Origin of the sequence: Streptococcus mitis (assembly GCF_009496155.1) — a bacterium.
Taxonomy (GTDB): domain Bacteria; phylum Bacillota; class Bacilli; order Lactobacillales; family Streptococcaceae; genus Streptococcus; species Streptococcus mitis_BQ.
This window is the reverse complement of record NZ_WIJP01000004.1, coordinates 41,900-57,723: the sequence shown is the minus strand read 5'-3', so window position 1 is coordinate 57,723 and position 15,824 is coordinate 41,900. Positions and strand designations below refer to the sequence as shown.

At 40.5% G+C, this 15,824-nt stretch carries 16 protein-coding genes and 1 pseudogene; 6 read left to right on the top strand and 11 right to left on the bottom strand.

Annotation, left to right across the window (positions count from 1 at the left end; genetic code table 11):
• Positions 1-155: 155 nt before the first annotated feature.
• The 4 genes from GEZ84_RS03395 to rpiA are packed head-to-tail and all read right to left on the bottom strand — an operon-like array spanning position 156 to position 3,433.
• The gene (locus tag GEZ84_RS03395; RefSeq protein WP_153223488.1) at positions 156-965 is read right to left on the bottom strand and encodes a purine-nucleoside phosphorylase; all 810 of its coding nucleotides are present in this window, start codon (positions 963-965) and stop codon (positions 156-158) included.
• On the bottom strand, positions 962-1,522 hold the full coding sequence (locus GEZ84_RS03390; RefSeq protein WP_153223487.1) for a DUF1697 domain-containing protein: 561 nt from the start codon (positions 1,520-1,522) through the stop codon (positions 962-964). Before GEZ84_RS03390 ends, GEZ84_RS03395 begins: the two co-directional genes overlap by 4 nt.
• A 1-nt stretch (position 1,523) precedes the next feature.
• Positions 1,524-2,735 carry a phosphopentomutase gene (locus GEZ84_RS03385; RefSeq protein ID WP_153223486.1) on the bottom strand — a complete coding sequence of 404 codons (1,212 nt, stop codon included), beginning with the start codon at positions 2,733-2,735 and terminating at the stop codon, positions 1,524-1,526.
• A gap of 14 nt (positions 2,736-2,749) precedes the next feature.
• The gene (gene rpiA, locus GEZ84_RS03380) at positions 2,750-3,433 is read right to left on the bottom strand and encodes a ribose-5-phosphate isomerase RpiA (RefSeq protein WP_319946411.1); all 684 of its coding nucleotides are present in this window, start codon (positions 3,431-3,433) and stop codon (positions 2,750-2,752) included.
• 231 nt (positions 3,434-3,664) lie between these two features.
• Between rpiA and GEZ84_RS03375 the strand changes: the two genes are divergently transcribed.
• Positions 3,665-3,850, top strand: coding sequence for a hypothetical protein (locus tag GEZ84_RS03375; RefSeq protein WP_153223485.1), 186 nt, complete (start codon positions 3,665-3,667; stop codon positions 3,848-3,850).
• Between the two features lie 23 nt (positions 3,851-3,873).
• Here GEZ84_RS03375 and GEZ84_RS03370 read toward each other — a convergent pair whose 3' ends face one another.
• The 4 genes from GEZ84_RS03370 to GEZ84_RS03355 form a co-directional block, all read right to left on the bottom strand.
• Positions 3,874-4,725, bottom strand: a complete 852-nt coding sequence (locus GEZ84_RS03370; RefSeq protein ID WP_153223484.1) for an NAD(P)H-hydrate dehydratase — start codon at positions 4,723-4,725, stop codon at positions 3,874-3,876.
• Positions 4,726-4,786: 61 nt separating this feature from the next.
• A complete protein-coding gene (locus GEZ84_RS03365) occupies positions 4,787-5,653 on the bottom strand; it encodes a bifunctional methylenetetrahydrofolate dehydrogenase/methenyltetrahydrofolate cyclohydrolase (protein ID WP_194252015.1) in 867 nt (288 codons plus the stop codon).
• A gap of 153 nt (positions 5,654-5,806) precedes the next feature.
• Positions 5,807-6,541, bottom strand: coding sequence for an amino acid ABC transporter ATP-binding protein (locus GEZ84_RS03360; RefSeq protein WP_153223482.1), 735 nt, complete (start codon positions 6,539-6,541; stop codon positions 5,807-5,809).
• The gene (locus GEZ84_RS03355) at positions 6,541-7,224 is read right to left on the bottom strand and encodes an amino acid ABC transporter permease (protein ID WP_153223481.1); all 684 of its coding nucleotides are present in this window, start codon (positions 7,222-7,224) and stop codon (positions 6,541-6,543) included. Before GEZ84_RS03355 ends, GEZ84_RS03360 begins: the two co-directional genes overlap by 1 nt.
• 190 nt (positions 7,225-7,414) lie before the next feature.
• Between GEZ84_RS03355 and GEZ84_RS03350 the strand changes: the two genes are divergently transcribed.
• From GEZ84_RS03350 to GEZ84_RS03330, 5 genes are all read left to right on the top strand, one after another.
• Positions 7,415-7,645: a DUF1797 family protein gene (locus GEZ84_RS03350; RefSeq protein WP_000443570.1), complete on the top strand. Its 231-nt coding sequence runs from the start codon at positions 7,415-7,417 to the stop codon at positions 7,643-7,645.
• 231 nt (positions 7,646-7,876) lie between these two features.
• A complete protein-coding gene (locus tag GEZ84_RS03345; RefSeq protein WP_084929997.1) occupies positions 7,877-10,135 on the top strand; it encodes an ATP-dependent Clp protease ATP-binding subunit in 2,259 nt (752 codons plus the stop codon).
• A 130-nt stretch (positions 10,136-10,265) separates the two neighbouring features.
• The gene (locus tag GEZ84_RS03340) at positions 10,266-10,718 is read left to right on the top strand and encodes an NUDIX hydrolase (RefSeq protein ID WP_153223480.1); all 453 of its coding nucleotides are present in this window, start codon (positions 10,266-10,268) and stop codon (positions 10,716-10,718) included.
• Positions 10,719-10,776: 58 nt separating this feature from the next.
• The gene (locus GEZ84_RS03335) at positions 10,777-11,076 is read left to right on the top strand and encodes a DUF1827 family protein (RefSeq protein ID WP_000767198.1); all 300 of its coding nucleotides are present in this window, start codon (positions 10,777-10,779) and stop codon (positions 11,074-11,076) included.
• A gap of 154 nt (positions 11,077-11,230) precedes the next feature.
• Positions 11,231-11,395, top strand: a complete 165-nt coding sequence (locus GEZ84_RS03330) for a hypothetical protein (protein ID WP_153223479.1) — start codon at positions 11,231-11,233, stop codon at positions 11,393-11,395.
• A gap of 24 nt (positions 11,396-11,419) precedes the next feature.
• On the opposite strand, the pseudogene tnpA reads toward GEZ84_RS03330, so the two are convergent.
• The 3 genes and pseudogenes from tnpA to gyrB all read right to left on the bottom strand — a co-directional run bounded on the left by tnpA (position 11,420) and on the right by gyrB (position 15,814).
• Positions 11,420-11,853: pseudogene (tnpA, locus tag GEZ84_RS11015) on the bottom strand (IS200/IS605 family transposase).
• Between the two features lie 206 nt (positions 11,854-12,059).
• Positions 12,060-13,787: a septation ring formation regulator EzrA gene (ezrA, locus tag GEZ84_RS03320; protein WP_153223478.1), complete on the bottom strand. Its 1,728-nt coding sequence runs from the start codon at positions 13,785-13,787 to the stop codon at positions 12,060-12,062.
• An 80-nt stretch (positions 13,788-13,867) separates the two neighbouring features.
• A complete protein-coding gene (gene gyrB, locus GEZ84_RS03315) occupies positions 13,868-15,814 on the bottom strand; it encodes a DNA topoisomerase (ATP-hydrolyzing) subunit B (protein WP_153223477.1) in 1,947 nt (648 codons plus the stop codon).
• Between the last annotated feature and the right edge of the window lie 10 nt (positions 15,815-15,824).

Here is a 15,824-nt window from a genome sequence, read left to right as displayed (position 1 = left end):
ACAGTTTCATTTTTATATTTGGTTAGCAAGGATTTGATGAGGTTTGTAAAAGTATAGGAACCTCATTCGTTTTTCATATCATAATTCTATATGGAAGTTAATTGTTTCATTCATCTTCCAATTTATATAGATGTTTTCACACTTATTTTTCTTTCTCATAGTGCAGCAAGAATAGCTTTAAGCAAGCCTTTGAAGTCACCTTTAACACGCTCAGTCACTTCTACAACTTCTTCGTGGTTGAGTTCTTCTTGGAATCCAGCTGCAAAGTTAGTAATACATGAAATTCCAAGAACTTTTAAGCCAGAGTGGGCTGCAACAATAACTTCAGGAACTGTGGACATACCAACTGCATCTGCTCCAAGTGTCTTATAGGCACGAATCTCTGCTGGGGTTTCATAAGTCGGACCTGTTACACCAATATAGACACCTTCATCAAGCTTGATACCAAGTTTCTTGGCCACTTCATGGGCAGTAGCACGGTATTCTGGTGTGTATACCCTAGACATATCTGGAAAACGAGGACCAAAATCATCCAAGTTTTCACCCATCAATGGATTTTGCCCCGTCATATTGATATGGTCTGAAATAGCCATCAAGGTACCAGGACCAAATCCAATACCACCAGCTGCATTGGTTACAATGACACCTTCACATCCAAGAACTTTCATGACACGTACTGGGAAAGTCACGACTTCTAGAGGATTGCCTTCGTAGAAATGGAAGCGACCTTGAAGAGCCAATACCTTGCGACCTGCAAGGTCACCATATACCAATTTACCAGCGTGACCGACTACTGTAGAGCGGCCCCAGTTTGGAATCTCAGCATAGTCTACTACAACTGGTTTTTCAATTTCTTCGGCCAGTTCTCCAAGTCCTGATCCAAGGATTAGACCGAACTCAGGCGCTTGGATTCCCTTGTCTTTCAGGAAAGCAGCTGTTTCCTTGATCTTATCTAAAAATGTCATTGTGTGTCTCCTTTATTATTTTTTAGCATTTGACCGATTTTGTCAAAAGTTTTAGCATTGCGAATAGTGATGTTGCGATAAAAGGGCATCTTGAGCAAGTACTTATGATAGGCAGTTGCATAGTAGGATTCTTCAGAGAATTTCCCCCAGAAAATCGCAAGTCTTCCAAAATGAACGACTTCATCTTCCAGTTCCAAACTGTTCACTTTCTCGATGACTTGATCCACATCCAAGCTCTCCGTGTAAAAGAGTACATCCTTTCGTGCCAAATCTTTGGTCCACCATTCAGGCAGATTTTCAAGTTCCGCTTCAAAGTCCTCTAGACTCAGTAAAGAAAAGCTCTGAATAAATGGATAATGGACTTCAAAGAAAGCCTCTAACATTTCGACCAATCGGGCTTTGGCATCTGTCGAAGTAAAGAAAATATTGCCACTGTTGATGTAGCTTTCAACCTTTTCCAGTCCCAACTCTGTCAATTCTTGACGAAGCTCCGCCATAACGACCTTATTCTTACCCCCAACATTGATGCCTCTCACCAGCAAAGCATAGTGCGTCATCTTATACCAATTTATCTAAGAAACTTTCCCCAATCATGGCAGTTTCCACACCAAAGTTATCGGCAACAGTCGCTGAAATATCTGCAAAATGTCCTACTGGAATGACACCATTGCCTTTAAAGGCAGGGCTGTAGGCCAAAAGTGGAATATATTCACGAGTGTGGTCTGTTCCTGCGTAAGTTGGGTCGTTCCCGTGATCCGCAGTAATCAAGAGAAGGTCATTCTCTCTCATGGATGCGATAATTTCAGGTAAGCGTTCATCGAACTCATGCAAGCAATCACGGTAGCCGTGAGCGTTGCGACGATGACCATAAAGGGCATCAAAGTCAACCAAGTTTGTGAATGAGAAGCCTTTTTCAAACTCAGCAAGGCCCATAGTCTTCAATAGTGTATCAATTCCATGACTATTTGACTTGTTGTGGCCCATGTCATGGTTGATACCAGCACCGTTGAAGATATCATTAATCTTACCAACTGCGTAAGTATCGATACCAGCCTCGTTCAATTTATCCAAAACAGTTGGTGCAAATGGAGATACCGCCAAGTCACGACGGTTTGAAGTACGAGTAAAGTTACCTGGTTCACCTACATAAGGACGAGCAATGATACGTCCTAGAAGGGCTGGACGCTCAAGCGTAATCGAACGAGCGTATTCACAGATACGGTACAATTCGTCCAAAGGAATAATATCTTCGTGGGCAGCAATTTGCAAAACAGGGTCAGCTGAAGTATAGATAATCAACTCTCCAGTTTCCATCTGACGTGGTCCAAAGTCATCAATAACAGCTGTTCCCGAGTAAGGTTTGTTGGCTTCACGAATGATCTTTCGTCCTGAGAATTCTTCGATTTTTGTCAAGATTTCTTCTGGGAATCCGTTCCAGAAAGTATCGAAAGGCTCCGTAATGTTAAGTCCCATGATTTCCCAGTGTCCAGTCATAGTATCCTTACCAAGAGATACTTCCTCCAATTTTGTTGCATAACCTGTTGGATTGCTTTCAGCTGGAACAGTCTTAAGGGGAGTTTCACGAGGAATATTTCCTAGGCCGATTTTAGCCATGTTTGGCACATTCAAACCAACTGTTTTTGAAATGTGTCCCAGTGTGTCAGAGGCTCCATCTGGAACCCCTGCATTGACAAAGTTATTAGCATCTGGTGCAGCACCGATTCCTACAGAATCTAGTACCACCAAGTGAATACGATTAAATTTTGACATAGTGTATCTCCTTATTATTTTGCTTTTGTTGAAGTTAAAATCTGAACTCCGTCTCGTCCAGCAACGATGACCTTATCTACCATTTGGTTGAATAATCCGTGTTCTACAACACCAACGACATGGTCCAATTCTTGTCCGAAAGCAATTGGATCTTCAATGACATCCAAGGCAAGGTCAATGATAAAATTCTGCATATCGGTCACAAAACGTTGACCGTCTTTTTCACGGAAACTTGGTTTGTAGCCAGCTCGCTCAAAACGACGAAAAACCTGTTCTGCGCCATACTGAACTACTTCTACTGGCAGTTTAAAAGCACCTAGTTTGTCTACCAGCTTGCTTTCATCCACCACCCAAATGTATTCTTTGGAGGGCGTTGCTACAACCTTCTCCATGAGAAGGGCACCACCGCCGCCTTTGATTCCATTAAACTGGCTATCCACTTCATCCGCCCCATCAACCGTCACATCAACAAAGTCTACTTGGTCAATAGACTTGAGTGGGATATTAAGCCCTTCAGCCTGTTTACTAGTCACACTAGAAGTTGTTACAGCTGTAATCTGCAATCCTTCTTCCTTTATACGACGACCAATTTCTTCGACAAAATAGTAGGCAGTAGAACCCGTTCCCAGTCCGACAACCATCCCATCATTGACAAATTCAGCAGCCTTGATACCTGCCATTTTCTTCAGATTTTCCACTCAAACACCTCCATTAAAGAGCTATTTCTATTATAACATGTATCCGTTTTTATTTCATGGATACACTAGAAAAAACCGAACATTTTTATTTTTATGTCCACCTTGTTTTGGTAGTTAGAATCTTAGTTATGAGAACTTGTAGATAAAAACAGGTCCTAGCCAAAAGCAACAACAGTTGATTTTTTATCATAAAGATGATTAAATAGTTAAGTACAGAAAAGGAGAAATAAGATGAACCCATTAGATTTGTTTAACCAAGTAAAAGAATTAATCGAAACAAAAGATTTCGAAGCTGCAAAAACATTTGTTGCAGAAAATCAAGACCAACTTGGAGAATACTTCTCTCAAGCTCAGCAGTTGATTTCTGGTTCTGAAAGTCTAGATGGCCTCGTTGGAAAGATTAAAGGATTTTTCTAAAAGATATAAAGGCGCCTGAACTATCAGGTGCCTTTTTGAGATATTTTTTTCATTATTTTGGGAAGATGACTACTGATTTCCGTCGGCAAGACCACATAATGTTCTTGAGCTAGTTCTTGGGCTATGGCTGAATGAAGATGGGTTACTACTGCCACACGTTCGTAGAGACTGGCCTGTTGAAATTGGCCTGCAAATCCTGCAATCATTCCAGCCAGTGTATCTCCCATACCACCAGTCGCCTGATAGGGACCGCCAACCTGTAACTGGTAAAAATCAGATTGACCAACTTGCCAAATACGAGTAGCTGCACCCTTCTCTACCAAAATTGTTCCTTGAGGGAAGGAAGTTAGGGCACTAAATGTTGTACCTTCGTTTTGCTTTTCAATAGCAATACCAGACAGCTTTTCCCATTCTTTTTGGTGAGGAGTTATGATAAGCTGGTTAGATGGCAACGACAAACTTGTTCTAGCAAGGATGGTCAAGGCTCCTCCGTCTACAATCAAAATCTGATTTTGTCTTAAGCTAGCAAAAACCTGTTTGACTAGATTTTCTCCAAAAGTATCGTCTCGTAAACCAGGCCCCAGCAAAACAACCTCTGCCTTCTCCAACTGCTCTTTTAACAATTGCTGGTCTTGAAGAGCAAAGGCCATAGCCTCAGGTAAATGGCTGTGCAGAGCTGGAATATTTGCCCTGTCCGTTCCAACGGTCACCAATCCTGCACCGCTTTTTACAGCTGCTAAAGCAGCCATGATAATAGCACCACCATAAGGATAAGTTCCACCCAGCAACAGCAGACGACCGTAGTCTCCTTTATGACTTGTACAAGAACGTTCAATAATGACTTTTTCTAGTAAGGCTTGATCAATCACTTTCATCGTTTTTTCCTCTCGCATTTATTATACAACAAAAAGGAGGCGTAAACCTCCTTTTGTAATCTTACTTTGAAAATTTTCTATCCAATGTCCGAAGGGCTGCCTGATAAGTTTGCTCCATCAGCATGGTAATGGTCATAGGACCGACACCTCCAGGGACTGGAGTGATATGGCTAGCAAGTGGTGCAACAGCCTCATAATCCACATCCCCACAGAGCTTGCCATTTTCATCGCGATTCATCCCAACATCAATGACAACCGCACCTGGTTTGACAAAGTCAGGAGTCACAAATTTGGCACGGCCGATTGCTACTACAAGAATATCTGCTTTAGCAGCCACCTTGGCAAGATTATGAGTCCGTGAGTGGGTCAAAGTCACTGTAGCATTCTTTGCCAAAAGAAGCTGGGCCATAGGTTTTCCAACGATATTGGAACGACCGATGACGACCGCATTTTTACCTTCCAAGTCAATCCCATATGCATGAAACATTTCCATAATTCCTGCAGGTGTAGAAGGAATCATGACTGGGTGACCAGACCAAAGACGTCCCATGTTTAGGGGATGGAAACCATCCACATCCTTTTCTGGGTCAATGGCCAACAAAACCGCCTCTTCGTCGATATGTTTGGGTAAAGGTAACTGAACCAAAATCCCATGCCAAGCTGGATCTTGATTATATTTGGCAACCAAGTCTAACAATTCCGCTTGGGTAATGGTATCTGGAACTCGCACAACTTCACTACGAAATCCTGCCGCAAGTGCTGACCTCTCCTTATTGCGAACATAGACTTGGCTGGCAGGATTGTCTCCAACCAAAATCACCACCAAACCAGGTACTAGAGCTGTTTCTTCCTTTAATCTTGCAGTCTTTTCAGCCAACTGCCCTTGTAACTTAGCTGCTAGAGCCTTCCCATCAATAATCTGTGTCATATCAATTCTCTTTTCTTTCAAATATCTTCCATTATACCAAAAACTGCTAGTACCCTCTAACACTTCTTTCCTAGGCAATCCTATAGTTTCAAACTATAAGAAAAAGCTCTGGTTGAGCTTTTCACTAATCTTGTCTTGAAATTTTAAAATAGATTATAAAACCTTACTCAAGAAATCCTTAGTCCGTTGTTCTTGGGTTTGTTCAAAAATCTGCTCAGGTGTCCCATCTTCAACAACCACACCGTCTGCCATAAAGATAACACGATCTGCCACCTCACGGGCAAATCCCATTTCATGCGTTACGATAACCATAGTCATTCCTGACTTGGCTAGGTCTTGCATAACAGCCAGCACCTCACCTACCATTTCAGGGTCCAGGGCTGAAGTCGGCTCGTCAAAGAGTAAAACATCTGGTTCCATTGCCAAACCACGCGCAATAGCAATCCGTTGTTGCTGTCCACCTGACAAACTCTGTGGATAAGCAGTTGCCTTATCTGGTAAACCAACTTTTTCCAAAAGTTCCTGAGCTCTCTTCTCAGCAACTTCCTTACTTTCACCTTTGGTCTTGATAGGAGACAAGGTGATATTTTCCATCACAGTCATATTAGGAAAGAGATTGAATTGTTGGAAAACCATGCCCATCTTCTCATGCATGGCAAAGAGGTCATTCTTCTTGTCTGTAATATCGACTCCCTCAAAGATAACCTTCCCCTTGGTCGCTTCTTCCAACAAATTCATAGAGCGAAGCAAGGTAGATTTCCCGCTCCCTGAAGGACCGATGATAACGACAACTTCTCCTCTTTTAATCTCGAGGTTGATGCCCTTCAATACTTCATTCTTTCCAAAGGATTTATGTAAATTTTCAATTTTTATCAAGGTTTCTGTCATTATTTCTTATCTCCTTGTCCCATACGTTTTTCAAAAGCTTTCAAGGCCACTGTCAAAATAGAGGTCATAATCAAGTAGTAAAATGCAGCAAATAAAAGTGGTGTTAAAGGTAGATAGGTTGTTGTAGAAACTGTTGTAGCCCCATTCCACAACTCCATGACACCGATAGCTGATAAGAGGGAACTATCCTTGATAATAGTGATAAATTCGTTCCCCAAGGCTGGCAAGATATTTTTGATTGCTTGTGGCAAAATCACATAGCGCATAGCATTTTTAGGACGAATCCCTAAAGAATAGGCCGCCTCTAACTGCCCCTTAGGGACCGCATTAATCCCAGCACGAACAGTCTCAGAAACATAGGCACCACTGTTCATAGAGATAATCAAAATCCCTGGAATCAGACGAGAAAGATCAACACCTAAAATTCCAACCTGAATAGTCGGAGCATTGATATGCATTAGAGCAAAGGCGATCATAATCTGAACCATCATTGGCGTCCCACGGAAAATCCAAACGTACAAGTTGGCAAGCCAAATAAGCGGTTTAAACTTTGAACGTTGCCCAAAAGCCAAGACAACACCCAAAATAGTCCCCAAAAAGACAACACAGATAGAAATGAGAACCGTCACGACAGCCCCATAGTTAAAATAAGGTAAATACTTAGGTAAAAAAGAAAAATTCATAGTCACACTGCTTTCTAAAATAGAATACTGTATGATTATAACATGCATTGAATTAAAATTCAAATATTTTATCTAATTTATTCAAAAAATCTTTAAGCTGGTAGAATTAGCGAGAAATCTTAGTTTTTTCTAGGCAAGTTGGCCTCCTTTATGGTAAAATAGTAACGATAAGAAATGAAGGAGAATCAAAATGGAATCACATTTGGTTAGAATCATCAACCGCCTTGAAGCAATGGCTAAAGACGGCGGAAATTTAAAACGTAATTTTGAACGCGAAGGAGTTGTTGTTGCAGAAGTTGCATACAGCCACGACGAAGAAAACGGCTCAATCTTTACCCTTCGTGATGTAGAAGCTCGCGAAACTTATACTTTTGACAGCATTGACTTGATTGCAATGGAGATTTACGAACTCCTTTACTAATACAAAACAAGCTGGGATTACACCCTGCATGTCTAACCAAAATCCTTTTTGTCTCACAAATAGGATTTTTTTTATAGTCCAAATCCACAAATATTTCCATTGTAACAACTTCTCAAAGCTTCAATCTTTTTACTTGCTTTACACCCCAATCCTGTTATAATGAGAGTATAGAAATTTGACTATTTTTGACCTTTATACAGGTCAGGCTAAAGAAAGAAATGAGGTAGATGTATGCTTTGTCAAAACTGTAAAATCAACGACTCAACAATTCATCTTTATACTAATCTCAATGGAAAGCAAAAACAAATTGACCTCTGTCAAAACTGCTATAAGATTATCAAAACAGATCCTAACAATAGCCTCTTTAAAGGTATGACAGATTTGAATAATCGCGACTTTGATCCCTTTGGTGATTTCTTCAATGACTTAAACAATTTTAGACCTTCTAACAACACTCCTCCTACTCCCCCAACCCAATCAGGTGGAGGTTACGGTGGTAACGGCGGTTATGGTTCTCAAAATCGTGGACCTGCCCAAACTCCGCCACCAAGCCAAGAAAAAGGTCTGCTGGAAGAATTTGGTATCAATGTAACTGAGATTGCCCGTCGTGGCGATATCGACCCCGTTATTGGGCGCGATGATGAGATTATTCGTGTCATCGAGATTCTCAATCGCAGAACCAAGAATAATCCTGTTCTTATTGGCGAACCAGGTGTCGGAAAAACTGCCGTTGTCGAAGGTCTAGCTCAAAAAATCGTCGATGGTGATGTTCCACATAAACTCCAAGGTAAACAAGTCATCCGTCTAGATGTAGTTAGCTTGGTTCAAGGAACGGGGATCCGTGGACAATTTGAAGAACGCATGCAAAAACTCATGGAAGAAATTCGCAAGCGTGAGGACATCATCCTCTTTATCGATGAAATCCATGAAATTGTCGGTGCTGGTTCTGCTGGCGATGGTAATATGGATGCAGGAAATATCCTCAAGCCCGCCCTTGCTCGTGGCGAACTGCAACTGGTCGGTGCTACTACCCTCAATGAATACCGTATCATTGAAAAGGATGCTGCCCTAGAACGCCGTATGCAGCCTGTTAAAGTCGATGAACCAACGGTGGAGGAAACAATCACTATCCTCAAAGGGATTCAAAAAAAATACGAAGACTACCACCACGTTCAATATACCGATGCTGCGATTGAAGCAGCTGCAACTCTTTCCAATCGCTACATCCAAGATCGCTTCTTACCTGACAAGGCCATTGACCTCCTAGATGAAGCTGGTTCTAAGATGAATTTGACCTTGAATTTTGTGGATCCTAAAGTCATTGACCAACGTCTGATTGAAGCCGAAAATCTCAAGTCTCAAGCTACACGAGAGGAAGATTTTGAGAAGGCAGCCTATTTCCGCGACCAGATTGCCAAGTATAAGGAAATGCAAAAGAAAAAGGTCACAGACCAGGATACTCCTATCATCAGTGAAAAAACCATTGAGCATATTATCGAGCAGAAAACAAATATCCCTGTTGGTGATTTAAAAGAGAAAGAACAATCTCAACTCATCCATCTAGCTGAAGACCTCAAGTCTCATGTTATTGGACAAGATGATGCTGTTGATAAGATTGCCAAAGCTATTCGCCGTAATCGTGTCGGTCTCGGTACGCCTAACCGTCCAATTGGAAGTTTCCTCTTCGTCGGGCCAACTGGTGTCGGTAAGACAGAACTTTCCAAACAACTAGCTATCGAACTCTTTGGTTCTGCTGACAGCATGATTCGCTTCGATATGAGTGAATACATGGAAAAACACAGTGTGGCTAAGTTGGTCGGTGCCCCTCCAGGTTATGTTGGCTACGATGAGGCTGGTCAATTAACCGAAAAAGTCCGCCGCAACCCATATTCTCTTATTCTCTTGGATGAAGTAGAGAAAGCCCATCCAGATGTCATGCACATGTTCCTCCAGGTCTTGGACGATGGTCGTTTGACAGATGGGCAAGGACGTACCGTTAGCTTCAAGGACGCTATCATCATCATGACTTCAAATGCTGGGACTGGAAAAGCCGAAGCCAGCGTTGGATTTGGTGCTGCTAGAGAAGGACGTACCAATTCTGTTCTCGGTGAACTCGGTAACTTCTTTAGTCCAGAGTTTATGAATCGTTTTGATGGTATTATCGAATTTAAGGCTCTCAGCAAGGACAACCTGCTCCAAATCGTCGAACTCATGCTGGCAGATGTTAACAAGCGCCTTTCTAGCAACAATATTCATTTAGATGTAACTGAAAAGGTCAAGGAAAAATTAGTTGACCTCGGTTATGATCCAAAAATGGGAGCACGCCCACTTCGTCGTACTATTCAAGACTATATTGAAGACGCAATCACTGACTACTACCTTGAAAATCCAAGCGAAAAAGACCTCAAGGCAGTTATGACTAGTAAGGGAAACATTCAGATTAAATCTGCCAAAAAAGCTGAAGTAAAAACTTCTGAAAAAGAAAAATAAATCCTATAGAAAAGGAGTAGAAAATGAAATTTTTCTGCTTCTTTTTGACTAAAATAACTGTAATTTCTTGACAGCTTGCCCTTTGTCCATTATGATAATAATAACGATACTAGATAATGAGGAAAATGCAATGGCAAACCCAACTTTCGGAGAAAAAGAAGCGAATACAGACTATGTTGCTCGTTATGGAGTATATGCAGTTATCCCTGATGCTGAGAAAAAACAAATTGTTCTTGTTCAAGCACCAAATGGCGCTTGGTTCCTACCAGGTGGTGAAATTGAAGCAGGTGAAAATCATCAAGAAGCCCTAAAGCGTGAATTGATTGAAGAGCTTGGCTTCACAGCTGAAATTGGTACCTATTACGGACAAGCTGACGAATATTTCTACTCTCGTCACCGTGATACCTACTACTACAATCCTGCCTACCTCTATGAAGCGACTTCTTTCAAGGAAGTTCAAAAACCACTAGAAGACTTTAATCATATTGCCTGGTTCCCTATTGATGAGGCTATTGAAAATCTCAAACGTGGTAGTCATAAATGGGCCATTGAATCTTGGAAAAAACAGCATAAGATTGACTAAATCAAGCGACTTTATTCAAAAAGTGCTATAATAGAATTAGAAAATCGGAGGAAATATTATGAAGCTTATCAATACGACAAACTCACACTCGCAACTTGTAAAAAGCCAGCTAGAGAGTACAGATGCAACTCTTGTTGAGGTCTATTCTGCTGGAAATACAGATGTTATTTTTACCCAAGCTCCGCTTCACTATGAAATCCTCATCTCAAATAAACACCGTGCTATTCGAGAAACTGAAATCGAAGCCATCCAAGAATTTTTCTTGAAACGTAAAATTGATAAGGACTCTATTGATGAAGCCAATATCAAGACACTCTACTCAGAAAAATTAATTGGGATTTCGATTCCAACCAAATAAAATTTTGGAGAGATTAGAAAGCTATTGAACCTTATAGACCAAACATAGGTTCTGACTTGCTTTTTAAATCGTCTCCAATTTTTTATCTTGAGATTTTATCATACAAGATTTTATAGACAAATCACGACCACCCGTCAAACGGGTGGTTTGTCCCATGGCTATAAGCCCAAATTACCAGCCAGCGCCTAAAGACGCTGGCTTTCACGTTGTTCAAGCCTTATTGCTCTTGACTCGTCACTTGCCTCTCAAAGAGGCTTTAGTATTACTTACCACTATCCCTAAAGGGATCCTCATATTCTTTTACACTCAATTTATCTAATGCTATATCATGCTTTACTCGTTTTCAAATTTTCATACTCGTGAAGAAATCATCCACTGGATAATTTCTCTCATCTTGAATATATTTCTTAATTGTGTCTTCATTGAGTCCCACCGTACTCACATAATAACCTTCCACCCAGAAATGCCGATTCCCAAACTTATACTTGAGATTGGCGTGTTTGTCAAACATCATGAGTGCACTTTTTCCTTTTAATAACTCATGAAACTCGAAACACTTATCCTTGGTGGAATACTTACTAACATATGTACATGGTCTGGCATTAAGTGACCCTCGATAATTTCAACTCCTTTATAACTACACAAGCGATGAAATATTTCGCCTAAACTACTTCGATATTGATTATAGATGACTTTTCGTCTATACTTAGGGGTGAACACAATGTGATACTTACAGTGCCACTTTGTGTGCGATAAACTATGAGCCTTTTGTGCCATATTTTTCTCCTTTCGCTTTACAATTGGCTTGAACACCTTTATTGTATCGCGTTCGGAGTTTTTTTGGTATAACCTTCGACGCGCACCCGCATAGCGGGTGGTTTTTTTGTCTCGCACCTAACGGAGCGAGACGGACTAATAGTCACATAATAATAATAAAAAAGACTTGGTTCTGCTTCTCACAAAACCAAATCTTTTTTTATTATTTAGAAACGAATTGTTTCACGTGTTTTCTCATATGAGGTAACAAAGCGGTTGGTTACACCAGGTTCTGCCACTTCCAATGCTTGAGAAATCTTGTCAAACGAAGCATGATAATCAAATTCTTTCTCAAAAATATCTAAAGCTTCGTTAAATACTTCTTGGATGCGTTCATCAAATGAGCGATAGCGGTTAGAATATTGCAAGAGTTGCTCTGTTAAGGTTGCATACTGTACAATATTATAAGTTTCCGTTTCTAAAGCTTCCATATCATTCGTTGCAATTTCCAGAACACGGTTAACTGACTCTATATTGACCAATTTTTGTTCTAATTCAGCCATTAAATCTTCCGTATTATTGCTTGCCGTAAAGAATAACTTCAAGAAAGTTTGTGGAATACCTGGAAGATTGCGTTTCTCCATATATCTCTTAATTGTATGGAGACGATTGACATAAACATTTGCCTTTTGGCGAGCATTGATATCATCTTTTTCAATCTGAGCAAGACGTTGACTAAGTTCAACTTGCTCATCCTCAATTTCTTTCAAAGTCGCTTGTAAGTTTTCCAAACGTTCTTCAAGTAATGAATATGGCTCAGAATGTTCCTCTTGTTCTGAAGTTAATTCTATTACAGATTCTTCCAAAGAGTCTAATTCAGTTTGCAATCTATGAACATGACTTGCATCCGATTCAGAAAGTAAATAACTTTTACTCAAACGCTCAATATCTTCTATCAATAAAGCATTATTTTCCTTCATGTGTTGAAGATAAGTAGGAAGTGTTGCTACTAAAGCTTCTACAACTTTCTGAGCAGCAATTTCTCGTGTAAAAATATCATAAAGTGCATTAATCTCTTCTTGGATTTGAGTATTTTCGTACTCAGCATTATCCAATTCTAATTGCGCAATATTCTCATGATTTTTCTTAAGAGCTTCATGAAGCAATTGGAAACGAGCTTCAATATCCGTTTCAGCAAAATGATAGTTAGCATCTAAAAGCTTACGGTAACCATCCTCCAAATCTTCTAGCTGATCAGGTAGCTCTTTAGATAATGTTGTTACAACTGCTGGTATACGATCAACAATATGTGTCAAAGCCAAGATATGATTTTCAGCATTATCCAGAATCACAGCAGCTTCTACTGGATCACCAGACGAATTTAAAGTTACAAACTGAGAAAACTCTGATTGGATATTTTCCAATTGTTTTTCGATTTCAGACAAACCTTGTCCATATTCTTCAGAATGATCAGCAACTCGGTGTTGCAACTCTTCAAACAAGTCCAAGGTATGGAGAACACGTCCACTATTTTTAGACTCTTGTTTCTCCAAATCTGCCAAGGCATTGCGAATTGCTGCAATATCTTCTTCAATCAAGGTAATTTGGCTCTCGATTTGATCAATTTGATGACTGGCCTTGAAAAAACGGAATGAGTTGTTATAGCCTTCTGCCTCGAAAAGATTATTTTCGATATCGGCAAAAGAGTTAAGAGATAGGTCAACCCATTTTTGATTCCATTCGCGGAAAGTCACTTGACTTTGTCCAATCAAGTGCATGTTTTTTACTGCTTCAACTTCATCATTAACTGGAAGATTGTACAACTCTTCTTTTTTCTCTTCTAAAATTGCTAATTTACTTTCATTGCGTTTTCGTACGTAGATTGCAATAGCATAAGCAATCACGAAGAAAACAGCAACTGCAATTGCAAGATAAATTACTAGTCTAGCAGACATATTAAACTCCTTTTTTACTTGAAACAATCGTAATGATTATATCATATTTTTTAGACCAAGGGAACTACTTCTCCCGATTTTTAGACATCCAGTGTACTATAGACGGCATTTTCTTCGATAAATTCACGACGAGGCTCTACTCGATCCCCCATCAACATATCAAAGATTTTATCTGCTTCTGCAGCATCATCCACAGAAACTCTGGCCATCAAGCGATGCTCGGGATCCATGGTTGTTTCCCATAACTGATGGTCATCCATTTCACCTAGCCCCTTATAACGCTGAATGGTCGGTTTAGTACGACCTTCACTATAACGGGCTAAAGCTTCTTGGAGTTTGATTTCTTGATCTGCACCTGGCTGGATATATTCTTTAATCTCACTTCCAACCTTGACACCATAGATTGGTGGTTGGGCAATATAAACATAACCAGCTTCTAGGATTGGTTTCATATAACGATAAATCAAGGTTAAAAGAAGGGTGCGAATGTGGGCACCATCGACATCGGCATCGGTCATCAAAACGAGTTTTTGGTAACGGGCTTTCGAAACATCAAATTCTGCACCAAATCCTGTTCCCATAGCTGTGAAAAGACTACGAATTTCTTCGTTAGCAAGAATCTTATCCATACTTGCTTTTTCAACGTTCAAAATCTTACCACGAATTGGAAGGATTGCTTGAAATTCACGGTTACGACCAGATTTAGCTGATCCACCAGCTGAATCTCCTTCAACGATGAAGAGTTCTGTTTCCGCAGGATTGTTAGAAGAACAGTCTGCTAGTTTCCCTGGAAGGTTGGAAATTTCCAAACCAGATTTTTTACGAGTGACTTCACGCGCACGCTTGGCAGCCACACGAGCCTTAGCAGCCAGAATCCCTTTTTCTACGATACGTTTGGCAATCTGTGGATTTTCCATAAGGAAATCAGAGAAGGCATCACTGAAGAGGCGATTGGTAATCTTGACTACTTCGCTGTTTCCCAGTTTGGTCTTGGTTTGTCCTTCAAATTGTGGATTTGGGTGTTTAACCGAGATAACTGCAGTTAATCCTTCGCGGACATCTTCACCTGTTAAGTTGTCTTCATTATCTTTCAGTAACTTATTCTTACGAGCATAATCGTTGATGACACGTGTCAAGGCTGTACGGAAACCTTGTTCATGCGTTCCACCTTCATGGGTATGAATATTGTTGGCGAAACTCATGACATTTTCATGATAACCTGTTGTGTACTGCATAGCTACTTCAACTGTGATATCATCCATCTCACCGTCTGTGTAGATTGGTGTATCAAAGATAACATCCTTGTTCTCATTGATATACTCAACGTAACTAGCAATCCCACCTTCATAATGGTAATGCTTGGTTTGTTCCAAACCTTCACGCTTATCTGTGATAGAGATTCGAAGACCACGATTTAGAAAGGCCAATTCTTGAATACGCTTATTTAATTTATCAAAATCAAAGGTTGTTGTTTCAGTGAAGATTTCTGGGTCTGGTGTGAAGTGAACTGTTGTTCCCGTTTTATCCGTATCTCCAACCACCTCAAGGTCTGCGACAACATGACCACGGCGGTACTCTTGATAATGAATCTTGCCGTTTTTGTGGACATGAACATCTAATTGAGTGGAAAGGGCATTAACTACTGATGACCCTACTCCGTGAAGACCACCTGAAACCTTGTAGCCGCCACCGCCAAACTTTCCTCCGGCATGAAGGACAGTAAAGACAGTTTCTACGGCAGGTCGACCTGTTTTTTCCTGAATATCGACTGGGATACCACGTCCATCATCGACAACAGTGATCGAATTATCTGGCTCAATAAAAACTTGAATATGGTTGGCAAATCCTGCCAAGGCCTCATCAATTGAGTTATCAACAATTTCCCAAACTAGATGATGAAGACCTTCTTTTGAGGTTGATCCGATATACATCCCTGGACGCATACGAACAGCCTCTAAGCCCTCTAAAACTTGAATTTGACTGGCATCATAATCCTGTGCCTGCAGATTTTTGATTTCTTCTGTCATCTTATTCCTT